This window comes from Undibacterium sp. WLHG33 (assembly GCF_049544815.1).
In the GTDB taxonomy this organism is placed as follows: Bacteria; Pseudomonadota; Gammaproteobacteria; order Burkholderiales; family Burkholderiaceae_D; genus Undibacterium.
The window spans coordinates 2,053,878-2,078,895 of record NZ_CP186697.1 but is presented as its reverse complement, the minus strand read 5'-3'; the positions used below and the strand labels follow the sequence as shown (position 1 = coordinate 2,078,895).

Below are 25,018 nucleotides of genomic sequence, written 5' to 3'. Positions count from 1 at the left end.
TCCAGACTAAACGTTGAGCAACGCAGGTGAGGTTGCTCTAAAAGCAAGCGGAGAATGTGAGGCATCCAGCTTAAAAATACTGACAGCCTGCACCAAAGACTTCGCCTGATGATCCAGTGACTGTGTTGCTGCTGCAGCCTCTTCCACTAATGCGGCGTTTTGCTGAGTCACCGTATCCATCTGGGCAACGGCCTGATTCACTTGCTCAATCCCTGTCGTCTGCTCTTTACTTGCCATTGTGATTTCACCCATCAGATCGGCCACACGGCGTACGTGCACAACGATTTCATCCATCGTGCTGCCAGCCTGCTCCACCAATCGGCAGCCATCCCTTACATTTCCCACTGAGGTGGAAATAAGGGCTTTGATTTCCTTTGCGGCATTCGCAGATCGCCCTGCAAGCGAACGAACCTCCGATGCCACTACCGCAAAGCCTCGCCCCTGCTCACCCGCGCGGGCGGCCTCAACTGCCGCGTTGAGTGCCAGTATATTCGTCTGGAACGCAATGCCATCAATGACGCTGATGATGTCCGCAATCTTGCGCGAGGATACATTGATGGCTTCCATCGTCTGCACCACCTCACCAACAACAGCACCACCTTTTGCAGCAACCTGAGCGGCCGACTCGGCAAGCCGGTTTGCATGCATACCCGATTCAAAATTATCTCTTACTGTCGATGCCAGTTGCTCCATCGAAGCAGCTGTTTCCTCAAGCGCACTGGCCTGTTCTTCGGTACGGGAAGATAACTCCATATTCCCGTCTGCGATTTCATGCGCAGCAGCCGCCATCAGATCAGAGCCGCCACGTACCTGATTGACAATGCGTACCAGACTATCATTCATCTCCTGCATAGACTGCAGCAACTGCCCGCACTCATCTTTTGTACAGGTCTGTGCTTTTGTTGTTAAATCGCCGGATGCTACCGTACGGGCAATCCGTACCGCCTCGCTGAGTGGACGGGTAATCGAGCGCGAGATAAACCAGGTCAGCGCAATACCCGCAAATAGGCCGGTAACGATCAGCAACGTCAGCATTGCCGTCGCAGATGCAATACGATCGCGCACTTCTGCACTGCTGTTGATCACAATTTTTTTCTGTAAATTTGTCAGGGCGACGATAGGCTCTTGCAGTGCATCCAATGCAGGCAATGTCTCGGTATTCATCGTCCGGATTGCACCGGTCTTATCTCCAGCGTCAATTTGTTTCAGTACTTTAGAAAACGACGCAACATATATCCCGCGCCGCGCCGCCAGAGTTGCCAGTAACGCTTTGCCTTCAGGCAAATAAATCAACAGCCTTAGCGTATCGAGCGCCGCGCTGATGACCTGTTTATTCGTCTCAATGGATTGTTTGACTCTACCCGCCTGAGTAGCATCCTCAGCGATCAGAAGCTCCATAGTGTTTCGCGCATTCGCCCGCGTACTGGCATTAATGACGTTCGCTGCCTCGGCTTTTACCCAATCTTTTTCAATGATTCGGGTATTGACAGCATTGACTTCTGCAAAACGTTGCAAGCCCGCTGCGCCCATGCCCAGCATCATTAAAATCAGCAAGCCGAAACCGATCGACAAACGAACACCTATTTTTAAATTTGCAAATGCGGACATTACCTATCTCCTTCTTTCCAGATAGTTTCACGGCGGAATTTTCAATTCTGTAAAAATGATTTTAATGACCCCGGATTGGACCCGATATACATCAATAGAACTACTATAGACAATGTGTTGAACTAAGCAGACATTGTTTTACCGGACGGAGATTGATACTACGCGCAGGAATGCCGCAGCATACTGACGCACAGCGACTGAATATGTCGGAGGTGTAAGGCCGAATCAGTGTTGTGTTTGCGGTGGACTATGCAAACCAAGGTACATAACCGTACTAACTTTTTTGACAGAGGAGGATACGGTTCATCCGTGCACGCCCAACCTTCAGCGTGCAGGTAAATTCCAAAAAAAACCAGCTTAATTGATTAAGCTGGCTTCTACCTGGCGTCCCCAAGGGGATTCGAACCCCTGTACTCACCGTGAAAGGGTGATGTCCTAGGCCTCTAGACGATGGGGACATATTCTGTCCTTGTTACTGACCCGCACTTACCTGACAACAGGAAGTAGATTTAAAGCTGGCGTCCCCAAGGGGATTCGAACCCCTGTACTCACCGTGAAAGGGTGATGTCCTAGGCCTCTAGACGATGGGGACATATTCTGTCCTTGTTACTGACCTGATACTGCTTTACTTGCTGCCCACAATAAACATACTAAATTTATTGGCGTCCCCAAGGGGATTCGAACCCCTGTACTCACCGTGAAAGGGTGATGTCCTAGGCCTCTAGACGATGGGGACAGCAAGTATTTTCTGTTTCGCATACTGCCTAATGACAGTGCACTTTTTTGGTGGAGGTAAGCGGGATCGAACCGCTGACCTCTTGCATGCCATGCAAGCGCTCTCCCAGCTGAGCTATACCCCCGACACAGAATAGAAGCGAGATTATAGGGGATGAACGCTTTATTGTAAAGCCCTCACCCACTCTCACTATCGATTAATCAGCAGCGATCACAGCAAGACGCTGCAAAACAACTTCGCGACCAAACAATTCGACAACAGCATCAATGGATGGCGTCTGCAACTGCCCGGTTAACAGCAGACGTAATGGCATCGCAAGTTGCGGCATCTTCAGCGCATGATCTGCCAGCACCTGCTTCAGTGCAGCAGACAAAGCAGCTTTATTCCATTCGACTGTTTTGCAAGCATCCGCATACTGACGCAATGCAGGCAATACTGCAGCAGTCACATGCTGCGCCATTAAAGCAGCGTCCGCCGCTGGCTGGCGATAAAACAGCATCGCTGCCTGCCCCAGCTCTACCGTGGTATTCGCGCGCTCTTTCAGCAAGGCAATCACTGCAGGTAAAGCCGGCGCATTAGTAAACACGGCGCCATCTTTTTCCATCTGTGGACGAATTAAATCAGCAAGGCGCTGATTATCAGCTGCTTTAATGTAGTGGTTATTAATCCAGGCCAGTTTTTCAGGATTAAACTGCGCCGCAGAACCCGACAAGTGGGTCAGATCAAACCAGCTGCACATCTGCTCCATCGAGAAAATTTCATCATCGCCATGACTCCAGCCCAGCCGAGCAAGATAGTTCAGCATGGCCTCAGGCAGGTAACCTTTGTCGAAGTAATCCATCACGCTGACCGCATCGCGGCGCTTGGACAACTTTTGCCCATCTGTCCCCAGAATCATAGGAACATGCCCGTATTGCGGCAGTGTCGCACCGAGCGCATTCAGAATATTGATCTGACGCGGCGTGTTATTCACGTGATCATCGCCACGAATGACGTGGGTAATCTGCATATCCCAGTCATCCACAGCGACGCAAAAATTGTAAGTTGGCGTGCCATCCGGACGCGCAATGACCAGATCGTCCAGCTCTTTATTGCTGATCGTGATCGTTCCCTTGACGACGTCATTCCAGCTGACTTCGCCGTCCAGCGGATTTTTAAAACGGATCACTGGCTTACGGTCTGCCGGTATCGCTGGCAGCGTTTTACCGACTTCCGGACGCCAGGTACCGTCGTAACGCGGCTTATCGCCGGCAGCACGTTGACGCTCGCGCATCGCCTCGACTTCTTCGGGTGAGGAATAGCAATAATAGGCTGTGCCGTTGGCCAGCATTTCCGCCAGCACTGAACGATAACGCTCCATACGCTGCATCTGATAAAACGGACCTTCATCATGCTGCAGACCCAGCCAGTTCATGCCATCCAGAATCGCCTGCACCGCTTCCGGAGTGGAACGTTCAAGATCGGTATCTTCAATACGTAAAACAAAGGTGCCGCCATGATGGCGCGCAAACGCCCAGCTGAACAAAGCGGTACGGGCACCGCCAACGTGAAGATAGCCAGTCGGGCTGGGAGCAAAACGGGTACGGACGACAGTCATGAGATGAATTGCACCGCGTGCAGCATCTGCTGATCGCAGAAGCAACACCAGTATGCGGATAAAGTTAAAACCAGCATTTTACCGTTTTCAGCGCAACGAGGATACCGGCAACGGCCGCGCCGCGCTTCAAAAACTGAAGAGGAAGCCTTAGGTTCAGGCAGAAATGGGAGCCGGCGTTGTATCAGCAAACAATTCCGGCTCGAACTCAAGGCGATGAGGATGCGTCAGCAACAGGAAATGTCGCCCAGAGCAACGGGAAAACAAGCTCATGCCTATCTGCGAAGCGACCTGGTGCCCCATCTCTGTGGTTCCGGAACGCGACAATAAAATGGGGATACCCATCTGCGCTCCTTTAATCACCATTTCAGAAGTCAGACGACCGGTGCTGTAAAAAATTTTGTCGCCGCCATCAACCCTGTCCAGCCACATTTTTCCAGCAATCGCATCGACTGCATTATGACGACCGACATCTTCGACAAAGTATAAAAGTTCACCCTGATTCGAGAATAAAGCGCAGCCGTGAACCGAGCCGGCTTTTTTATACACCGACTGCTGAGTGCGGATGGTATCGATGATTTTATACAGTGCGGACTGGCGGATACGGGCGTGGTCCGGCAACACAATCTGATCAACCTCATCCATCAGCCCACCAAACACGGTGCCCTGACCACACCCCGTCGTCACAACACGTTTCGATGTGCGCTCTTCAATATCGGTCACGCCAGTATGCGTGACGACCGCCGCCGCAGACACTTCCCAGTCCACCTGTACCGAGGCGATATCAGTGATCCGGCGCAGCAAACGCTGATTCCGCAAATAACCAAGTACCAATGCTTCCGGGTTGCCGCCCATGGTCATCAGCGTCACCAATTCACGCTTATCAAGATAAACGGTTAACGGGCGCTCAGCAGGAATGGAGATCAGATTAACGCGACCACGCTCATCGGTGACCTGCACTTCTTTGGTCAGCGCGACGGACGATCTGGACAGTACTGGCATATACGGATGGTCAGACATTATTTTTTCCGGCCAGGAGGGCATAAATCGGTAAAAATATACTCCCCCGGAGTATGTCTGGCAGCCCAACATCTATAAGGACGTTAAGGGTTAAATGCCATTTTCGAGGGGGAGTATGTGTTTTTTATAAGGCAGGACTTACTTCTTGACTGCAACAGGAGCAGTGCTTGCAGGCGCTGTCGTTGCAACAGCAGATGCTCCGGCTGGAGCCGCAGCAACTTCCGGCACATACGGACCAGGATCGGTACATGCTGGTGTTGCCACCACCGCCTTGGTGTCTTTTCCTTTCAGATAAGCTGCAGCGACTTTATCCTGCGCCTTGCACAGCTGATATGCAGCCACTTTATCAGACCAGGCAGTCTTCGCCTTCGCTTCAGCAGCCTTTGCCTTGGCTTCTGCAGAAGGCTCAGGCAATTTAGCGAAGCTGGACGTTGCCAACAAGCATGGCAGCAGCGCTATGCAGAGCGATGAAACAGACAATACATTCTTTGACTTCATTTTTCTCTCCCACTCAACTAGGCGTTAACCACGGTCGCCTTCGACTCCGGCGACGCAGTTGTACTGCGCACGCGCGGAATTTTTCCTTGCTCGATATCGGCATACCAGAGATCGTGATGCTCTTTCGCCCAGACGTCATCAACATAGCCGGTACGCATGGATTCATAAGCTCCTTCCATCCCTATCGTACCAAGATAGATGTGACCAATCACCATACCGGCTGCCAGCATAGCAGCGGCAATGTGCACCACACTTGCAATCTGCATGTAAGCACGGGTGTATTCAAATCCCGGTACCAGTTTATCAAGCACAAAGCCGGACGCACTGACGATCAGACCAAGGCCGACCACACCACCCCAGAAAATGATCTTCTCACCCGCATTAAAACGATGCGAACTCACGTGTGAACCACTCAGCAATCCACCGAGTTTCGACATCCATTTAATATCAGATGCCGACGGTAAATTGTCGCGGGCAAATTTAATAAAAAACAGAATGATGGACACAGTGAAAATGGGGCCGACAAAGTTATGAATGTTCTTGCATAAAAAGGCCAGCCAGCCAAACAGCGTCAGTCCGAAGACTGGTAACAGGATATGCTTACCGAACAGCATCACAATACCGGACAGAGCCAGCGTGACGAAGCTCAGTGCCATACTCCAGTGCAACGTGCGTTCGGTCGGTGTGAAACGCTCAATCAGGCGACCGGTGCGCGGGCCATCGAGACGAATCTGACCGCGAGTCAGATACATCGCCGCCACTGCGGCTAACGCCGCCAGCAAAATGCCACCGCCTATCATCGTCAGCGGGCCATTCCTATATTGGCGCCAAGCCTCACCTGCTGTCGTCGCCCGTGCCTGACCGGGAAATTGCGTTTTCCCCTGTATCAGCACACCCGCTTCCAGCGCTGGCAAGCTCGAATAATGCTTGGTGCCATCCGCCACCAGACGATATGTCGGCGCCAGATTGCCGGGTTGTGTTTGCGTGCGCTCGGCCTGATTTTGTTTCAGGATATCGACCGACTCAACGCCTGGCAATTTTTCTGCCGGCGCCGTAGTTGCCGCCGCATTTGCCGGTGCTGCAGCCTGCCCGGCAGTCTGGGCAGATGCTACTGCTGCTGTCAGTGCCAAGGTCAGCGAAAGAATCAAAGATCTCATGTCAACTCCTTGGTTTAATTGGTTTTGACATACTCGTTCTGGTATTGATTACGGGCGCGGATCTGATTTTCCCATGCCGTTTTATCGCCGGGAGTCCACTCTTTCACAACGAACTCGTTGTGCGCACCCTTCCATGCTTTTTCATCGACCAGACCACGTTTGGTCGTGCTTGCCTGATCACGTTCGCCACAGGCGGACAAACTCATCAGCGCAAGCAAACCTGAAATAATCATCACTGTTTTTTTCATGATTTATTTCTCCGTAGCTGGCTGCAACTCAGGTTTCGCTTCTGGATTATTGCCCTTGCCATAAGCGGTGCCCCAACCCCAGACTTCACTGCCTTTGCCACGCTTGACCACACGGGTACGGAAAATGTCGGCAATCACGTCGCCATCGCCACCAAGCAGGGCTTTGGTCGAACACATCTCCGCACATAAAGGCAACTTACCTTCAGCCAGACGATTACGACCATATTTTTCAAACTCTTTTTCAGAGCCGTCTTCTTCTGGTCCGCCGGAGCAGAAAGTACATTTGTCCATTTTGCCGCGCAAACCAAAAGTTCCGTTCGAAGGGAACTGCGGCGCGCCAAACGGACAGGCATAAGAACAGTAGCCGCAACCAATGCAGATATCCTTATTGTGTAAAACCACGCCTTCGTCGGTACGGTAAAAACAATCGACCGGACATACCGCCATACAAGGCGCATCAGAGCAATGCATACAGGCGACGGAAATCGATTTTTCCTGACCAATCACACCGTCATTAACCGTTACCACACGGCGGCGATTAACACCCCATGGTACTTCGTGTTCATTCTTACATGCTGTCACGCAGCTGTTGCATTCGATACAGCGCTCTGCATCACAGATAAATTTCATTCTTGCCATTTTTTTCTCCTGTGAAATTACGCTGCAAACCGTTCGATATTACAAATCGTGGTCTTGGTTTCCTGCATCATCGTGACCGAATCGTAGCCGTATGTCGTTGCTGTATTCACTGCCTCACCGCGCACGATAGGCATCGCACCTTCCGGATAAAACTCTTTCATATCCTTGCCCTGCCACCAGCCTGAGAAGTGGAATGGAATAAACGCCGTGTCCTCATCTACACGTGGTGTCACCAATGCTCTGACTTTGATGCGCGCACCTGTCGGCGTGGAAACAATCACATATTCACCATTACGGATACCGCGATCAGCCGCTGCTTTCGGATTGAGTTCAACAAAATTTTCCTGTTGCAACTCAGCCAGCCACGGATTGGAACGGGTTTCCTCACCACCACCTTCGTACTCCACCAGACGACCTGAAGTAAGAATGATAGGGAATTTTTCATACAGTTTTGCTTCAATGTTTTTCTGCTGCACAGACTTATACAGCGTCGGCATACGCCAGAACGCCTTCTTGTCATCGTGGGTAGGATATTTCGCAACCAGATCAGGACGCGTACCAAACAAAGGCTCGCGATGCTGAGGAACAGGGTCGGGGAAATTCCAGACGACCGCACGTGCTTTCGCATTACCGAAAGGATGGCAACCATGCACTTTCATGACCACACGCTGAATACCGCCGGACAAGTCAGTTTTCCAGTTTTTACCTTCTGCTGCTTTCTTTTCTGCTTCTGTCAGGTCATCCCACCAACCCAACTTTTTCAATAGGATGTGATCAAATTCCGGGTAACCGGTCGTGATCTCAGCACCGAGAGAATGTGAACCATCTTCTGCCAGCAAACTGACGCCTTCGCGCTCAACACCGAAGTTCGCACGGAAGTTACCGCCGCCATCCATCACATGCTTGGACGTGTCGTACAAATTAGGCGAGCCCGGATGTTTGAGTTCCGGCGTGCCGTAACACGGCCATGGCAGACCGAAATAATCGCCCGTCATATCGTAACCGCTGACCGGATCTTTTCCGCCTTTGCATTTGAGCGTTTTCACATCGAACAGATGCATGTTACGCATGTGTGCCTTTAAGCGTTCAGGTGACTGCCCGGTGTAACCTATCGTCCAGGTTCCTCGGTTAATCTCTTGCAACATGGATTCTGGTTCCGGCTCCATCATGCCACCTTTACCCGGCACCATTTTCAGCTTCGCCACCAGCTCTTTTGCAAAGCCAAGTTTTTCTGCCAGCTGATACATGATCATGTGGTCAGTGCGGGATTCGAACAGAGGTTCGATGACTTTTTCACGCCATTGAATCGAACGGTTCGATGCGGTGACAGAGCCCGATGTTTCAAACTGCGTTGCTGCTGGCAGCAGATAAACCTGACGCTTAGGATTCAGCTGCTGATCTTCCGTTTTCATCGCAGCCATCGCAGCAGTCGCAGATGGATAAGGATCAATCACAACGAGCAGATCCAGCTTATCGAACGCCTTTTTCATCTCCAGACCACGGGTCTGGGAGTTCGGAGCATGACCCCAGAACACCATTGCTTTGACGTTGTTTTCCTGATCGATCAGTTCATTTTTTTCCAGAACCGCATCAATCCAGCGCGATACCGTGGTCCCGGATTTTTCCATCATGGCTTGGGAAGCAAACTGCTTCTTGACCCATTCGTAATCCACACCCCAGACATTACACCAGTGTTTCCAGGCACCCGTTGCGAGACCAAAATAGCCCGGTAACGAATCTGGATTTGGGCCAACGTCTGTCGCACCCTGCACGTTGTCGTGGCCACGGAAAATATTCGTACCGCCACCAGCCTTACCGATGTTCCCTAACACCAGCTGCAGCAAACAGGATGCGCGCACGATCGCATTACCGATAGTGTGCTGAGTCTGCCCCATACACCAGACCACGGTCGAAGGGCGATTCATGGCCATCGTTTCCGCCGCTTTGTAAACCTGATCTTCAGGTACGCCGCATGCCTCTTCTACTTTTTCCGGCGTCCACTTCAGCGCTTCTTCTTTGATTTTTTCCATGCCGTACACACGGTCATGGATGTATTGCTTATCTTCCCAGCCGTTTTTGAAAATGTGGTACATCATGCCGTACAAAAACGGAATGTCTGAGCCGGAACGAATGCGGATATATTGATTTGATTTTGCCGCAGTGCGGGTATAGCGAGGATCGACTACGATGACTTTGCAACCGTTTTCTTTCGCATGCAACAAATGCAGCATTGACACTGGATGCGCTTCTGCCGCATTTGAGCCGATATACAGCGCAGCCTTGGCATTCTGCATATCGTTGTAGCTATTGGTCATCGCGCCATAGCCCCAGGTGTTCGAGACACCTGCAACCGTCGTCGAGTGACAGATACGCGCCTGATGATCGGTGTTATTAGTACCGTAAAAAGACACAAACTTACGCAACAACATCGCCTGCTCATTGTTGTGTTTCGATGAACCGACAAAGAAAGTCGAATCCGGACCGGATGTCTTTTTAACTTCCAGCAATTTGTCGGCGATTTCAGTCAATGCCTGATCCCAGCTGATACGCTGATATTTACCATTGACCAGCTTCATAGGGTATTTCAGGCGATATTCACCATGACCATGCTCACGCAGAGCCGCACCTTTCGCGCAGTGCGCGCCAAGATTAATCGGTGAATCGAATACCGGATTCTGTCTGACCCATACGCCATTTTCAACCACTGCATCGACTGCACAGCCAACGGAACAGTGAGTACAAACCGTGCGGCGCACTTCAATTTTTCCACCAGATGCAGCACCGGAAGCGGATGCTTTGGCTTTTTTAATGAGGCCTAACTGTGATGCCGCAATGCCTGCACCAACGCCTATCCCTGACCGCTTCAGAAAGCCGCGTCTGTCCATCGTAGGTAACGCACGGGCGAGGGAATCTGCAAGGCCGGAAGAAAAACGTGTCTGCGCGCGCGTCGCCGCATCGCCTTTACGAGTTAACAACATATCTTCACCTCAGGATTAAATGGTCGTGGTACGGTAGTATTTTTTAACGTGCTCGGTCAGGCGGTAGCCTGTGCCTTCAGGCTCAGCCGGAGCAGCAAGCGCTTCGACCTTTTCCTGTACCACTGGCGCAGCTTTGAGCACAAACAAGCCTGCTGCAGCTACACCTAAGCCACCCAGCAAGCTACGACGTTTAATTTTTTGATCCATGTTCGTCTCCGATGTCGACAACTAAACCTGGAGACTGATTGAAAGGCGATCAAACACTGATCGCTGAAACCGGTATGGTAAAAAATACTGCAACCAGTTTCGCAGCTTCTTTACTCTTTGAATTGGAGCAAATGAAGTGCGCGCGTCTCCGAACTTTTAGTAGTCTACTCTATCCCAAAAAAAGATTCCCGGCAGGAAAATCAATATTTAATACAATTTAACAATCGTGACGCAAAAACTTTTGATTACACCAGAAAAATAAGTAGTAACCCTTATTCCATATCAAAAGATTGCATCTCCACATCAAAAAAAACTTTTGCCAGCTGAGCCAGACTTGCATAAAAAACGGCTTGTGGATGATCAATAATGATGTCGCACATTGTCACAACCCAGCTTTGCATATGGGTTGCAAAGAACTGTTTTTGTGTTGCCAGATTTGCCTGCAATATGTCGTCCGAAGCAATCAGGTAACGCATGACTTCACAGAGCGAAGCGATATGATCTTCAGATTCGACAATATTCTCGGCACGCTCCAGGCCCAGGTTCTGTAAATCAGTCCTTAATGCCGCCAGCGGCTTTTCCATCAGAAAGCCGCTCAGATAATAGGATCCGTAAAGCAAAATCTCAGGCTTGCCTGTACCAACAAACAACTGCTCATATTCATCCCTGACCTCGTCTGCATCGGACTTTCTTACAGTTTCAATGAAATGCGTCCAGGCCTCACCCAGCACTCCCTCGCCATTTGTTTCTGCGTTGCTGAGCACGTGCAGTAAATCTTGTGATGGCGGCGCATACATCAGGGTCGCGAGCAAGCCGTATAAATCAGCTCTCGCTGTCTCCTCACCCTGATCTGCAGTTTCAAATTTAATCTGTGTTTCCATTGATCTATTTCCGTTTATCGTCCACGTTGAGTATGGACACTGTCATTCAGCATTTTTCATCATATCGATAACACGGCAATCCGGGCACATGCGTATACGATCGAGATGCCCCGCAAATGCGCTATGGGCGCCGAGTTTTTGCAGCATATTCTCTATCATCTGTGCTGTTGCAAACGGCTTACTGCAGCGTATGCAGTGAAATGGTTGCGCTTCGTTTAACACGCGCACCTGCTTGGCAGCATCGCTCAGCAATAATCTTGGCGTCAGTGTTATCGCACTTTCCGGACAGGTATCCTCACATAAGCCACACTGTACACAATTGCGCTCAATAAAACGTATCTGTGGAGAATTCGCGTTATCCATCAACGCCGAAGCAGGACATGCTCCAACGCATGACATGCACAAAGTACAGGCATCCTTATTGATCGCAACCGAGCCATATAAAGAACCAGCCGGTAACCCGACCTCTTGCACTGCTTCCGGCGCATATTTGAGTAAATGATCAAGCGCAAAGTCCATACTGACCCGCTTATCCTGAGCGACGTTAAATAATGCCGGCGGCGGCACTTGTGCCGGCTTTAACGCATACAAAAACGACGATAACTCAGCAAACGTATTTGCTTCCAACAGATGAATATGCTGCCCCCGATAACCAAGCTCGGACAAAATCGTCTGCGTAATCTGTATTTGCTTTTGCAGGGCAAGCCTGTATTCCGGCGCTTCTTCATCCGTCATCAGAATCACGATGGAAGTCGCGCCATAACAAATCGCGGACAACCAGACTTCAATGCCTGTCGATGCCGTATGATGCAACGCCATAGGAATCACCCGCGCGGGCAAACCACGCCCGCCCGCCTGCACAGATTGCCCCGTCTGCTGCAATAAATCGGCGCCAGCTTCTTTGCTATGAAAAAGGATTGCCGCTTCCTTACCACCCGCTTTGGTATACGCTGCCAGCATGGTCTTGATGTGCAGACCGGTATCCGGCGCCCGCATGTAGGCGTAGCTCATCGCTCCGGTAGGACAAACCGTGGTGCAGGCACCGCATCCGGCACACAAATTAGGATTGACCGATACCTTGTCGCCCGCAGCCGATATTGCATCCGTAGAGCAAACATCGAGACAGGCATTACATCCCAGCTTGCCGCTGCGGCTGTGCGCGCAGAGTTTTTCTTTATAGACAAAAAACTTTGGTTTCTCAAACTCACCGATCAACTGTGATAATTTCAATGCCGCATCAAACTGCGCCGCCACATCGTTGCCCGGCGCAAAATATCCTTGCGGTTTATCCGACATTGACAACAAGGCTTGTCGTGACAAATCCAATACCAGATCGCACGCAGTATCTCGCGTGACAGCCATACGCTCAAAGTCAATCGCACCGATGACACCGCAAGCCTTGACGCAATCACGGTGATTACTGCATTTATCCAGATCGATCTGGTAACTGAAGTCGATCGCATTTTCCGGGCAAACATCAATACAGGCATTGCAACGGGTACAGGTCTCCAGATCAATCGGATTGCTTTGCTGCCAGCTCACTTCAAACTTACCAAGAAAGCCACGCAGCTTGATCGAACTACCGGACCAGACCGGAAATGTCCTGTCTGCAAGTCGCTCACCATGTGCCGCGCCGTCTGTCAGTAACACACTCACCGCCATTTGAACAGACAAGCGACGCGCCCAAGGCAAAGCAACATCTGCTGAACCGATAATCAACAGATTTCCCTGCGACTCATAATTGACAGTGGGTACTGGCTCGGGCGCGGGTAAGCTGGCCGCCGCCAGCAAGGCGGCCATTTTTGGCAGACTCTGCTTACTCTCCTCGGACCAGCCGGCACTCTCACGTAAATTCACAAATTTTATCGGTGCAACACTGGTTTGCGCCAACTCAGAAAACAAAGCACGCTCCTGAGTACAACCGACGATCACGTCATCAACGCCTTCCACCGCGCTTAAAAAATTTCCCACTTCGCGGCGGCATAGCATGTCACTGACCTGCACATGTTCCGCACCAATTGCCTGCGCCAAATGCGCGGCTGCCGTGGAATTTAAAGGCAGGGTTTTATTGCAACTACAGATTTTTATTTGTGGATTCATTCTGATCGTTCTCATCATTTTTTACGGCGTCTTTTTGCTGATTTAAAACGCTGGTTTGCCGCAACTGCGGCATTTCTTCTGACTGGGGCAATCTGATATTTTCTGCATCAATCACAGGTTCTGCCGCCGACGCACTTGCTCCGCTCTCTGCTTCACCACCTGCCACCTCCTCCTCGACAGGATCAGGATCAAGCAAACGCTGCAGATCTTGCTCCAGATGCGCCAAAGGATTCAGCAAAGTCTTTGCATGGGTCAGAGATTCCAGCATGCCTGGCGGCAAAGGATCGGCTTTCCCGTAATCATCAATATAAATGTCGAGGCCGTCCATAATATTGAAATGCGGGTTCGAAAACAGTTTTTTCATCGCTGAACGTCGCACGGACTCGTCCACATCTTTTGCCAAGAAGCGCGAGAAATCAGATTCATTGCTTAAGGCCGCCACATCAGCCATATCCGGTACCTTGTCAGGTATGCTAGCAGCGGTACTGGCCTCGTCATGATGTCTGACAACTTGTTCTGCAGGCTCGTCCAATGCGGGCTCCTGTGGCGCCTCTTTTTCAGCAGCACGCTTACTCCAGCGGCTGAAAAAATCGCTGGCTGCCATATCAGTTCGCCTTCCTGTGCAAAGCCGCTTCCGCAAGAGCCATTTTCTGTACGCCTTCACCTCCCTCAAACGAAGGACGCTTTCGGGGCTTCTTGCCTTCGTATCGGAAATACTGTTGCGTGTATTCTGCTAGCCAGGCGGCCACATCTTCTGACAAAGGCAAAATATCTACCTGTTCGCCGCCATCAATCTGGCGCGCAGCCTCATCGTACGAAAGGGAAACGGATTTAGGCACAGCCAGCTCGACACCATCTATCTCTTCCATGCGCCACATGACAAACCAGCATGGCGTTTCAGAACTGAGATTCAGAAAATACCCGGGTGTCTCATCAACATGCAGGCTTGCGGAAAAACCTGGAAACAGCCAGCGCTGTTCACCATCACCACTCATCAACTGATGTATTCTGGCGCCCGGAGTGTCTGCCAGAATTTCCAGTGGTTTCCATTGATATGGCTGCCACCGATTATTCATCGGCACACGCTGCATGATCACACTCAGCGTAAAAGGTAGCTCGGTATTTTTTTCCATCGTGCTGGTATTATAGAAAAACAGAGTTAAGTTTCCAGAATAAAGACCCATCATCTTCCATGCAAGCACCACTCCCCGTGCGCGATGGCATCGCGCCAAGTTATTTATGGTTACCTGAAGGCCAGTGGAGTAATATGATCAGTTTCCTGACCTCGCATTTCCCTGATATCGGGGAAGCGACTTGGCTGTCCCGCATGGAAAGAAATGAAGTGGTCGATGCGCATGGTAACCCATTACGGAAGAACAGTTCAGCCAAGCGTGGAATGTGTATTTTTTACTATCGCGAAATCGATAACGAAAGCATTATTCCATTTGAAGAGCAGATCTTGCATCAGGATGAACACTTACTTGCCGTTGACAAACCGCATTTTTTACCGGTCACGCCAGGCGGACGATTTTTGCACGAAACACTGCTGGTCCGGCTAAAAAAGAAGACCGGTTTGGCACATCTGACCCCCATTCACCGGCTCGACCGGGAAACCGCTGGCATCATCCTGTTTTCTCATAACCCGGAAACACGGGGACATTATCAGTCACTATTTCAGAAACGCAGCATCACAAAGATCTACCATGCGCTGGCACCAGCCTTACCTGCCCTGACATTTCCTCTGATCCACCGAAGTTGCATGACAGAGGGTGAACGCTTTTTCACGATGTGTGAAAGCGAAGGCGAAATCAACTCGGAAACCCTGATCGACATTGAGGAGCAGCGCGGCGACATTAACCTTTACCGGCTAATGCCAGTCACCGGCAAGAAACACCAGCTAAGAGTCCACATGGCAAGCCTGGGAGCACCGATCTGCAATGACAGCTTTTATCCGACTGCACAAGCATGTAAAGGCGACGATTTCTCTACACCTTTGCAATTACTGGCAAAGAGCATCGCTTTTGATGATCCACTAACAGGCGAACACCGCGAATTCTTCAGCCATCGAGAACTTTAAGCATGCAACGGATAGTCTCTCAGGGACAAATCTATTGACATCAAGGCGTCACAAGGCTAATATGTTGGTCTTCGGAGTGTGGCGCAGTCCGGTAGCGCACCTGGTTTGGGACCAGGGGGTCCAAGGTTCGAATCCTTGTACTCCGACCAGAATTTTAAAAATCATATATTTGGTTTTTCATCTTCAAGCAGACAATATTAACCTGTCAGCAAAAAGATATATGCAGTTCAGTTTTTCGGAGTGTAGCGCAGCCCGGTAGCGCATCTGCTTTGGGAGCAGAGGGTCCAAGGTTCGAATCCTTGTACTCCGACCAGTTAAAAAAGGATCGTTGAATTTCGGCGATCCTTTTTTCTTTTGCATTTCGCTTTTATTGAGCTACAAACTCAATAGCAAACTGAAAACAGCGTTATTAACAACCACTCTCAGTTGCTATTCACTCCCGGTCCGGAGTTTCTCGATAGATCAAAATCAGATAACTGAGCGGTAAGCGCTTATTTTGAAAATCTGACCAGCAGGCGCACATCCTTGCCTACTTTGCTGACATCATGAAAGACCATTTGGGATGCCTGATCTACATGCGTCAGCACCGGCAACGCAAACATAGCAGCACCCTGCCCTAATAATTTGGGCGCCAGATAGACCAGCAATTCATCAACACAACCGGCCGCAATCATCGCGCCGTTGAGTGTTGCTCCAGCCTCCACATGCAATTCATTGATTTGTCGTCGCCCCAGCTCAAGCATCAATGCGGGCAGACTAATCCGCCCGCTGGAATCTGGCAGACAAAGCACTGCCGCTCCCGATGCCTCCAGCGCCAGACGCTTTGGCAGGTCGTCGATAGCGCAGATCACCAGCACACCGCCTTGCAATATTTTTGCAGATACGGGGATTCTTAAATTCGAATCCAGCACGATGCGTAAGGGCTGACGCGGCGTATCAATGCCGCGCACATTGAGTAAGGGATCATCTTTCAATACCGTGCCTATGCCCGTCAGTATCGCATCTGCCCGAGCACGCCAGACATGGCCATCGTGTCTGGCTTCCGTTCCAGTAATCCACTGACTCTGACCGTTCGGCAATGCTGTTTTCCCATCAAGGCTTGCGGCCGCCTTCATGCGCACCCAAGGCTTGCCAGTTTCCATGCGTGTAAAAAAACCGATATTCATCTCGCGGGCACGATTTGCTAAGTCAGCGTGGGTCGCGCACTCTACTTCAATGCCCGCAGCCTGCAAGATCGCCAGCCCGCGTCCAGCTACCTGCGGATTGGCATCACTAATCGCTGCAACGACCCGCGCCAGCCCGGCATCAACCAACGCATTTGCACACGGAGGCGTGCGCCCGAAGTGACTGCAAGGCTCCAGCGTGACGTACGCCGTCGCACCGCGAATATCCATGCCATTGGCAGCAGCATCGCGTAAGGCCTGCACTTCTGCATGTGCCTGCCCCACTGGTTGCGTCCAGCCACGTCCAATGGCAACACCGTCGCGCACAATAACGCAGCCAACTTTAGGATTCGGCGAAGTCTCTATCGTGGCGCGGGAAGCAAGATCCAGCGCCACTTCCAGCCAGTACCTGTCAGTTTGTTTATCTACACAAGACATCCATCGTCACCAATATGATCAGGTGTGCTGAATGCTGATATTCGGAAATTTACTGGTCATGTCTTTCGCCTTTTCAGCGACTTTCACGGCCAGCTTACGGGCGATTTCTTTATAAATCTGCGCGATTTTTCCGTCAGGATCAGCAACCACAGTTGGCTTACCGGAATCCGCCTGTTCGCGTATCGCCATCGTCAATGGCAGACCGCCCAGAAAATCAACACCGTAATCGGCGCACATTTTTTGCCCGCCACCTTCACCAAAAATCGCTTCAGCATGTCCGCAATTAGAGCAGATATGCGTACTCATATTTTCGATAATACCCAGAATTGGAATGCCGACTTTTTCAAACATTTTCAAACCTTTGCGCGCATCCAGCAACGCGATGTCCTGCGGTGTTGTCACTATCACGGCTCCGGTCACGGGTACTTTCTGCGACAAGGTCAGTTGCACGTCACCAGTACCTGGTGGCATATCGACAATCAGATAGTCCAGATCGCGCCAGTTGGTCTGCTCCAGCAATTGCTGCAAAGCCTGCGTCACAATAGGGCCGCGCCAGACCATAGGCTCATCCGGATCAATCATGAAACCGATGGATGACACTTGCAGACCGTGATTCTCCAGAGGCTCCATGGTTTTGCCATCCACCGTCTCAGGGCGACCGTTAATCCCCATCATCATCGGTTGTGACGGCCCATAAATGTCCGCATCCAGAATACCGACTGCAGCGCCTTCTGCAGCCAGCGCCAGCGCGAGATTGACTGCCGTTGTCGATTTACCGACACCGCCTTTGCCTGACGCTACCGCAATAATGTTCTTCACATTCGGCATCAGTTTGATACCGCGCTGAACCGCGTGCGCAACAATTTTCGATGTTACATTGACGCTGACATTCCCTACGCCCGGCAACGCACGCAGCGCAGCAATCACGTTTTTGCGTATCAGATCAAACTGACTTTTCGCAGGATAGCCGAGCTCCACATCCAGACTCACAGCATCGCCGTCAAGCTTGATATTTTTCGCGGATTTGCTTTTGATCAGATCCAGCTGAGTATTAGGATCAATAACTTTTGATAAAGCATTTTTTATATCTTCAACAGTAAGTGTCATGTGATTCTCCATTCAATGTCCGCAAGTCTAGCGCAAAACGGGAAAAGACTGCGGATAGCCCTGCGCAGAGACTGAGTTTTCGCGCTCTTGCCCAATCCCGTTTAAAGATAAAACTCTTTTAAAAAATTCGTGAGGAAGGAGTAGATGCGCTTGCTCTGCAGATACAACTGATCAAGGGTATGCTTAGCGCATTTAAAGTACAAATCCGTTTTCACTGAGAAGCCGATGAGCAATTACCCGCTGACTTTGCTATACGATGAATCCTGTCCTTTATGCAAACTCGAAATCGATAATCTGAGAGCACGTAATGAAAAAAATTTGCTGAGATTTGTTGATATCTCCGGCAAAGATTTCGACCCCCGCACTTACGGGATACCACAGGCAGAACTAATGCGGATTATCCACGCCATAAAACCTGATAACAGCATCGTGACCGGGGTTGCCGTGTTCCGGCTGGCTTATGAAGCTATCGGGCTGGGCTGGATCATCGCACCAACCGGATGGCCACTGCTGAAGCCCTTATTTGACTGGCTGTATCTCCGCTTTGCAGACAATCGTTACCGGCTTTCAAACCGCGCTACCGGATACTTATTCGAGATGGCTGCGAGACGTGCGGAAAAACGCAGCCGTCGCTGCAAAAATGATCAATGCGAAGTAAAACAGGACATGCAATAACAAAGCGGCACGAGACGGGCAAGCTGAATGCAACGCATCATCGCTGCGACACGCGACTGAGAACCGGAGAAAATACCGCTACTGCATAGAGTAAGACTCGCCCCCAGAACGTCGGGCTGATCATTTTTTCCTGCATCAATCCTCGCACACGCCGCCAGCGAGACAGATGATTAAATTCAGTCAGAAATCCGAGTGTCGATGAAAATTCCACAGGAATCACCGGGAATTGCGCGCTGAACAGCCGTGCCTGGCGCACCGCATCCTGTAAATTTTTTTGTGCCAGTTGTAATTTTTTGCGCGGAGAAAACAGCTTTTCCCAAAAACTGCTGACACTGGCACCGATCTGGTTATTGTCGTGCTGCCGATAATACATCGTCGCCTGACCGACATGGCCGATATGTCCGAAAACGCCCGCCACCAGCATCAGCCACCAGTCATGCATCACGGCACCATCAGGTACAGGCAAAGCCATTTCCAATAAGCGCCGGTTCAACATCATGGTACAACCCGGTGCCACGTTATACAGAAACAAGGACTCAGGTCTGACGTAAGCGACCGGATCAATTTTCTGATACGCAAAAAAAGACGATGAAATTACAGTAAGCTGATGATCCGTGACCGCGAGATCAGTAAATACCAGCAGCGGTACGTTTGTGCCGAACTGACGCTCAAGTTCCTGCATTTTCTGTAAGCTCAGGGCGATTTTATTGTTGTGCCAGACATCATCCTGATCTGCCAGCATGACATAGCCCGCATCCGTCTGCGCCAGAGCATAATTGAAATTATGAATGACACCACGCCGGTGATTAATGTGTAATCGCAGCTCAGGGTGAGCGTAACAGATGTCACTCACGATTTCTGCAGTTTTATCGGTCGAAACATTATCGGAGACAATCAGTTTGCCGAGCGAGACTTCCGCACCGGATACATCGTTGTCAAAAATTGAAGCAATCTGTGCAGAGATATATTTCTCTCCGTTGTAAGAAGCTAAAGCAATATCTATCGTCGGCATAAGGCGGCGCGGGGTGAGGTGAAATCAACAAACAACGACTGGACTAAGGTGCAGCGATGCATCCGTAAGAAAAGCATCACCATAAGTCTATGCCCTTTTTTTTCGCTGCGACTATCATCGCGACGGTGATCAGAATCTCCGTTAAATACAGGCTGGCAATTAAACCTGTCGATTGATAGTGATAGGTCAGATAGCAGGCATACAGCGCATGCAGCGGCCCCGCGATCAGGTAGATCTTACTCAGAACACGACTTTCACCCATCGCCAGAAAACGCCACTGCGAAATAATCGTCGCAAAGCCAATGACCAGTGGCAGGAAAGCCAGTGCTTTCAGATATATTGCTGCCGGCGCAAAGCTGCCCCCAAGATAGCGCAACGCGATGACATCGGCAAAACAAAACAGGATAAGGCCTCCTGCCAGTTGTACTCCCAGTAGCATGCAGGAGCCGCGTAGTATCAGTGAGCGCGACTCTTCACGTTTACCGGGTTCCTGGTGCAGTGCAGCGATACGCGGAAATAATGCTGCAGCAACAGGCTGAATGAATCCTTGTGCGGCGACACGGATTTTATCGGTCGCGGCAAAATAAGCGACCTGATCGGCACCGGCAAATAACTTCAATAAAATGATATTGATCGTCGTATAAAAGCTGGTGGAAATATTCGACAAAAAGACGGGCCAGCCCTCTTTCAGCATAGAACCTATGCTGCTCAGACTGATTCTGGCACGAACCAGAATCTGGGTCTGCCGGGCATAGTAAAAAGACATGAGAGCGGCAATCAAGCCGGGGATATTTTGCAGTACAGCCGCGATCACCACATCATCGCTGGTTTTCACCAAGATAAAAACCAGTGGCAAAGGCAACAGGCGCGATGCTGCCGTAATCAAGGCGAGTGCCCGCATTCTCTCTAAGCCCTGAAATAACCAGGTCGGAAAAAGTGCATTGCCTAAAACGCCGATAAAACATGCAAGAAACAACACTGCGTGCTGCTGCACGTCTGCAAAAATAAGAATCAGCAGCAGACAAGCCAAGCCACCTGCGGCAGACAAAATCAGTTTCACGGCCAGCGTATTGGCTACAACACCAGACACGGTGAACTTGTCACCACTGTTGATTGCAATCAGTCTGGTCGCAGTGATTCCGAAACCATAATCGGTAATCAAAATAAAATACTGTATGACTGCCTGCGCAAAACCCAGAGCTGCAAAATCCGGCACGCTCAACACCCTCGTCAGATAAGGAAGAGTCACCAGTGGCGCCAGATAAATCAAGCCCTGTACAAAAACAAGATAAAGTATATTTTTTGTTATTGATGTCATTATTAAGCTTCGCGCACCGGACTATCACCGACCTCGCGGCATATTAGATAGAAGCGTCTCATGAGAGACGTGATCATACCTTGTCACGGTGCCGGTAATATTGCCGCCGGCAAAAAAAGCAGGATTTTTTTCTACCCCGAAATAATTGACACCGGTTTGTTGCAAAGCAAACGGAAAAAATGCTGAGGATGCAGGCAGCTTGCTAAAATACGCCATTCATACGCACTCACCACACCGGACGCACACATTAGCGCCGGATTGTCGCTACAAATTTATGTCTACTCCGTCCACGTTGCCTCTCTCGCTGATTAGCGCTGTCAATATCGCTGCCAGCCACTTAAAAAATATCCTATCCATTGCGTTTGAGCACACCCCGGCACACACCGCCGTCATCGTTTACGACCATAACTCCGCCCTCGCAAGCATACTGACAGAGGCTTACCGTACATGCCTGCCAACGGCAACCTGCATCAACTTTGACGCGGTTGCACCGGCATTTATTTTAGAAACGCTGGAACATTTGCAGGCTTCGGATCTGGTTATTTTGATTCAATCAACAAATTTCCGGCTGGAAGCTTACCGTTTGCGTGTGGAGCTGTTTAAAAAAGGGCTGAAAGTGATAGAACATCCGCACTTGGGACGCATGGATGGTAAAGAAGTGGATTATTACATTGACTCTCTGGCATACGACCCCGGCTATTACCGGATGGTCGGCCCTGCGCTCAAGGCAAAAATTGACGTAGCCGCTGGTGGCGTGATTGACAGTGGTGGCGAACAACTTATTTTCAGTGGCAAGTTTGAACCAGCAAAAATGAATATCGGCGACTACCGTGAGATGAAAAATATCGGCGGACAGTTTCCTATCGGTGAGGTATTCACGGAATCCGTGGATCTCGAAGCCGTGAACGGACGTGTGCGGATTTTTGTGTTCGGAGACACCACATTTACTGTTAACCGGCCGGAAAAACCGATCACGCTCGTTATCAACAAAGGTCAGGTCATCGATGCGCTTGACTCCACGCCGGAATTTGATCGAGTATTAGCCAATATACGTGCTGACGATGGCGTAGTATGGGTCAGAGAGTTAGGCCTGGGCATGAACCCGGCTTTTTCTAAAGACCGCACCGTACGTGACATCGGGACCTATGAACGTATGCGCGGCATTCATCTCTCCTTAGGCTCCAAACACGGCAGCTATGCAAAGCCGCATATCAAACGGGGCGAGGGACGACATCACGTTGACGTATTCGCCATTACCGAATCAGTCAGACTTGGCGATGAGGAGGTGTACCGGGATGGCACCTGGGTCGTCTGACCAGGCAGGCACATAATCAGCAATAGCGGCCCGTCTCGGCAAAAATTAGCTGAAAATGAGAATGCCGGTAAGCCCGGATGCAGCGAAACGAACGCGAAAATACATTCAGGCTCCGTATGCATTCCGGCAAAGCCGCATTCAGCCAGAGTTTCGCTGGTAGAATAATGTCCTTGTCCGTAAATTAAAAAAGTGCATCAACCATGACTCGCAAGCTCTTCGTTACCACCGCCCTTCCTTACGCAAATGCGCCGTTCCACCTTGGTCACATCATGGAATACATCCAGGCTGATATCTGGGTAAGGCATCAGCGAATGTCGGGTAACGAAGTGCATTTCGTCGGTGCTGACGATGCGCATGGTGCGCCGATTATGATTGCGGCAGAAAAAGCCGGTATTTCGCCACAAGAGTTCGTTGGAAAAATTGCGGCTGGTCGTAAGCAATATCTCGATGGATTTCATATTCGGTTTGATAACTGGCATTCAACTGACGGCCCGGAAAATCATGCTTTTTCACAGGACATTTACCGCAAACTAAAGGCTGCGGGCTTCATCATCAGCAAAACTATTGAGCAATTCTATGATCCGGTCAAAAACATGTTCTTGCCGGATCGCTACATCAAAGGCGAATGTCCTAAGTGTGGCGCCAAGGATCAGTACGGCGATTCCTGCGAAGTCTGCAGTGCTGTGTATGCGCCGACTGAACTGAAAAACCCATACTCCACTCTCACTGGTGCGACGCCGGTGATGAAATCATCCGAGCACTTTTTCTTTCAGTTATCGAATCAAAAATGCGTGGACTTCCTGCGTGGCTGGGCTTTGCAAGATAATCGCCTGCAATCGGAGGTCGCCAATAAATGTAAAGAATGGCTGGAGGGCGATGGTGGTTTAGGTGACTGGGATATCAGCCGTGATGCCCCGTATTTCGGGATTGAAATCCCTGATCAGCCGGGTAAATATTTCTATGTCTGGCTGGATGCGCCAGTCGGCTACCTGGCATCGCTGAAAAATTATTTCGACAAAACCGGTCGCGATTTCGATGCGTTCATGGCCGATCCGACCACAGAACAAATCCATTTCATCGGCAAAGACATTACGTATTTCCATACCTTGTTCTGGCCTGCGATGCTGAAATTTTCCGGCTACAAAACGCCGGATAATGTGTATGCCCACGGTTTCGTCACTGTTTCCGGTGAAAAAATGTCGAAATCACGCGGAACCGGTATTTCACCTTTGCGTTACCTCGACATCGGCATGAATCCAGAATGGCTGCGCTACTATTTCGCAGCAAAATTGAATGCCAAGGTAGAAGATCTGGATTTGAATCCGGACGATTTCGTAGCACGCGTGAATTCTGATCTGATCGGCAAATACATCAATATCGCCAGCCGCGCCGCCGGCTTTATCACCAAGCGTTTCGACGGAGCAGTGTCAGGCACCTGGGCAAGCGACAGCGATGAATTCCTGTGCCATGTCCGCAGCGCTGCTGCCGATATCCGCCAGTACTATGAAGGCCGTGAATACGGTCGCGCCCTGCGCGCCACGATGGAGCAGGCTGATTACATCAATGCCTATGTGGACGCCAACAAACCGTGGGAACTGGCCAAAAACCCGGACAACAATGCACGCTTGCAGGAAGTCTGCAGCCGCCTGCTGGAAGCCTTCCGTATCCTGACAATTTATCTGAAACCGGTACTGCCTGCATTGGCGGCGAAGGTCGAAGCGCAACTGAATATCGGCGAGCTGAAATGGGCGGATGTCAGCCGTCCGCTGCCGGATCAGCACAAGATCAATCCGTATGAACACCTGATGCAGCGTGTTGATCCTAAAGTGTTCGACAACCTGTTCGATCCACCAGCTACGACCACTGATGCCGCCACCACCGCATCCGCTATCGAACCACTCGCAGAAGAAATCAAGATCGATGACTTCGCCAAAGTGGATCTGCGTATCGCTAAAATCGTTAATTGCGAACACGTTGATGGCTCAGACAAATTACTGCGACTGACGCTCGATGTCGGCGAAGGCCGTACCCGCAATGTGTTTTCCGGCATCAAATCCGCCTATCAGCCAGAACAACTGATAGGCAAATTCACTGTCATGGTGGCAAATCTTGCGCCAAGAAAAATGAAATTCGGTATTTCCGAAGGGATGGTGCTGGCAGCTTCAGCGGCTGATGAAAAAGCTAATCCCGGTCTGTATATTCTTGAAGCCTGGCCGGGCGCTCAACCAGGAATGCGCGTACGTTAAT

21 protein-coding genes and 6 tRNA genes are annotated in these 25,018 nt (G+C 50.5%); 6 read left to right on the top strand and 21 right to left on the bottom strand.

The window, feature by feature from the left end; genetic code table 11:
* Window positions 1-6: 6 nt before the first annotated feature.
* The 17 genes from ACOTSW_RS09515 to ACOTSW_RS09435 form a co-directional block, all read right to left on the bottom strand.
* Entirely contained in the window at window positions 7-1,608 is a 1,602-nt protein-coding gene (locus ACOTSW_RS09515; protein WP_423678839.1) for a methyl-accepting chemotaxis protein, read from the bottom strand.
* A gap of 382 nt (window positions 1,609-1,990) precedes the next feature.
* Window positions 1,991-2,066, bottom strand: a tRNA-Glu gene (locus tag ACOTSW_RS09510).
* Between the two features lie 58 nt (window positions 2,067-2,124).
* Window positions 2,125-2,200 (bottom strand) — tRNA-Glu (locus tag ACOTSW_RS09505).
* 68 nt (window positions 2,201-2,268) lie between these two features.
* Window positions 2,269-2,344 (bottom strand) — tRNA-Glu (locus ACOTSW_RS09500).
* A 48-nt stretch (window positions 2,345-2,392) separates the two neighbouring features.
* Window positions 2,393-2,468, bottom strand: a tRNA-Ala gene (locus ACOTSW_RS09495).
* Window positions 2,469-2,540: 72 nt separating this feature from the next.
* The gene (gene gltX, locus ACOTSW_RS09490) at window positions 2,541-3,941 is read right to left on the bottom strand and encodes a glutamate--tRNA ligase (protein WP_423678838.1); all 1,401 of its coding nucleotides are present in this window, start codon (window positions 3,939-3,941) and stop codon (window positions 2,541-2,543) included.
* A 153-nt stretch (window positions 3,942-4,094) separates the two neighbouring features.
* Complete coding sequence (locus tag ACOTSW_RS09485; RefSeq protein WP_423678837.1) at window positions 4,095-4,958, bottom strand: formate dehydrogenase accessory sulfurtransferase FdhD; 864 nt, start codon at window positions 4,956-4,958, stop codon at window positions 4,095-4,097.
* Between the two features lie 138 nt (window positions 4,959-5,096).
* Window positions 5,097-5,456 (bottom strand): hypothetical protein, encoded by a 360-nt coding sequence (locus tag ACOTSW_RS09480; RefSeq protein WP_423678836.1) that lies wholly within the window; start codon window positions 5,454-5,456, stop codon window positions 5,097-5,099.
* A gap of 17 nt (window positions 5,457-5,473) precedes the next feature.
* Complete coding sequence (locus ACOTSW_RS09475) at window positions 5,474-6,613, bottom strand: formate dehydrogenase subunit gamma (RefSeq protein ID WP_423678835.1); 1,140 nt, start codon at window positions 6,611-6,613, stop codon at window positions 5,474-5,476.
* A 14-nt stretch (window positions 6,614-6,627) separates the two neighbouring features.
* Window positions 6,628-6,861, bottom strand: coding sequence for a hypothetical protein (locus ACOTSW_RS09470; protein ID WP_423678834.1), 234 nt, complete (start codon window positions 6,859-6,861; stop codon window positions 6,628-6,630).
* A gap of 3 nt (window positions 6,862-6,864) precedes the next feature.
* Entirely contained in the window at window positions 6,865-7,500 is a 636-nt protein-coding gene (gene fdh3B / locus ACOTSW_RS09465; protein WP_186898039.1) for a formate dehydrogenase FDH3 subunit beta, read from the bottom strand.
* A gap of 17 nt (window positions 7,501-7,517) precedes the next feature.
* Window positions 7,518-10,478, bottom strand: coding sequence for a formate dehydrogenase subunit alpha (locus ACOTSW_RS09460; protein WP_423678833.1), 2,961 nt, complete (start codon window positions 10,476-10,478; stop codon window positions 7,518-7,520).
* A gap of 15 nt (window positions 10,479-10,493) precedes the next feature.
* Window positions 10,494-10,685 carry a hypothetical protein gene (locus tag ACOTSW_RS09455; protein WP_423678832.1) on the bottom strand — a complete coding sequence of 64 codons (192 nt, stop codon included), beginning with the start codon at window positions 10,683-10,685 and terminating at the stop codon, window positions 10,494-10,496.
* A 272-nt stretch (window positions 10,686-10,957) separates the two neighbouring features.
* Window positions 10,958-11,566, bottom strand: coding sequence for a TorD/DmsD family molecular chaperone (locus tag ACOTSW_RS09450; protein WP_423678831.1), 609 nt, complete (start codon window positions 11,564-11,566; stop codon window positions 10,958-10,960).
* A 42-nt stretch (window positions 11,567-11,608) separates the two neighbouring features.
* Window positions 11,609-13,666, bottom strand: a complete 2,058-nt coding sequence (locus tag ACOTSW_RS09445; protein WP_423678830.1) for a 4Fe-4S binding protein — start codon at window positions 13,664-13,666, stop codon at window positions 11,609-11,611.
* Window positions 13,641-14,270: a DUF3306 domain-containing protein gene (locus ACOTSW_RS09440; RefSeq protein ID WP_423678829.1), complete on the bottom strand. Its 630-nt coding sequence runs from the start codon at window positions 14,268-14,270 to the stop codon at window positions 13,641-13,643. The genes ACOTSW_RS09445 and ACOTSW_RS09440 overlap by 26 nt, the downstream gene beginning before the upstream one ends.
* A gap of 1 nt (window position 14,271) precedes the next feature.
* Window positions 14,272-14,799 carry a DUF3305 domain-containing protein gene (locus ACOTSW_RS09435; protein ID WP_423678828.1) on the bottom strand — a complete coding sequence of 176 codons (528 nt, stop codon included), beginning with the start codon at window positions 14,797-14,799 and terminating at the stop codon, window positions 14,272-14,274.
* Between the two features lie 59 nt (window positions 14,800-14,858).
* Between ACOTSW_RS09435 and ACOTSW_RS09430 the strand changes: the two genes are divergently transcribed.
* The 3 genes from ACOTSW_RS09430 (at window position 14,859) to ACOTSW_RS09420 (ending at window position 16,056) form a co-directional block, all read left to right on the top strand.
* Window positions 14,859-15,743 carry a pseudouridine synthase gene (locus ACOTSW_RS09430; protein ID WP_423678827.1) on the top strand — a complete coding sequence of 295 codons (885 nt, stop codon included), beginning with the start codon at window positions 14,859-14,861 and terminating at the stop codon, window positions 15,741-15,743.
* 72 nt (window positions 15,744-15,815) lie between these two features.
* Window positions 15,816-15,892 (top strand) — tRNA-Pro (locus ACOTSW_RS09425).
* 87 nt (window positions 15,893-15,979) lie between these two features.
* Window positions 15,980-16,056, top strand: a tRNA-Pro gene (locus ACOTSW_RS09420).
* A 178-nt stretch (window positions 16,057-16,234) separates the two neighbouring features.
* Here the strand turns inward: ACOTSW_RS09420 and ribD are convergent.
* Complete coding sequence (gene ribD / locus ACOTSW_RS09415) at window positions 16,235-17,344, bottom strand: bifunctional diaminohydroxyphosphoribosylaminopyrimidine deaminase/5-amino-6-(5-phosphoribosylamino)uracil reductase RibD (protein WP_423678826.1); 1,110 nt, start codon at window positions 17,342-17,344, stop codon at window positions 16,235-16,237.
* Window positions 17,345-17,362: 18 nt separating this feature from the next.
* Entirely contained in the window at window positions 17,363-18,451 is a 1,089-nt protein-coding gene (apbC, locus tag ACOTSW_RS09410) for an iron-sulfur cluster carrier protein ApbC (protein ID WP_423678825.1), read from the bottom strand.
* Between the two features lie 225 nt (window positions 18,452-18,676).
* On the opposite strand from apbC, the gene ACOTSW_RS09405 reads away from it, so the two are divergent.
* The gene (locus ACOTSW_RS09405; protein ID WP_423678824.1) at window positions 18,677-19,126 is read left to right on the top strand and encodes a thiol-disulfide oxidoreductase DCC family protein; all 450 of its coding nucleotides are present in this window, start codon (window positions 18,677-18,679) and stop codon (window positions 19,124-19,126) included.
* A gap of 37 nt (window positions 19,127-19,163) precedes the next feature.
* On the opposite strand, the gene ACOTSW_RS09400 is transcribed toward ACOTSW_RS09405, so the two are convergent.
* Both ACOTSW_RS09400 and ACOTSW_RS09395 read right to left on the bottom strand, forming a co-directional pair.
* On the bottom strand, window positions 19,164-20,138 hold the full coding sequence (locus tag ACOTSW_RS09400) for a glycosyltransferase family 2 protein (protein ID WP_423678823.1): 975 nt from the start codon (window positions 20,136-20,138) through the stop codon (window positions 19,164-19,166).
* A 76-nt stretch (window positions 20,139-20,214) separates the two neighbouring features.
* Complete coding sequence (locus ACOTSW_RS09395) at window positions 20,215-21,456, bottom strand: flippase (protein WP_423678822.1); 1,242 nt, start codon at window positions 21,454-21,456, stop codon at window positions 20,215-20,217.
* A 274-nt stretch (window positions 21,457-21,730) separates the two neighbouring features.
* Here ACOTSW_RS09395 and ACOTSW_RS09390 point away from each other — a divergent pair, with 274 nt between their 5' ends.
* Window positions 21,731-22,771: a hypothetical protein gene (locus tag ACOTSW_RS09390; RefSeq protein WP_423678821.1), complete on the top strand. Its 1,041-nt coding sequence runs from the start codon at window positions 21,731-21,733 to the stop codon at window positions 22,769-22,771.
* 200 nt (window positions 22,772-22,971) lie between these two features.
* On the top strand, window positions 22,972-25,017 hold the full coding sequence (gene metG, locus ACOTSW_RS09385; RefSeq protein WP_423678820.1) for a methionine--tRNA ligase: 2,046 nt from the start codon (window positions 22,972-22,974) through the stop codon (window positions 25,015-25,017).
* The last annotated feature ends 1 nt before the right edge of the window (window position 25,018 follow it).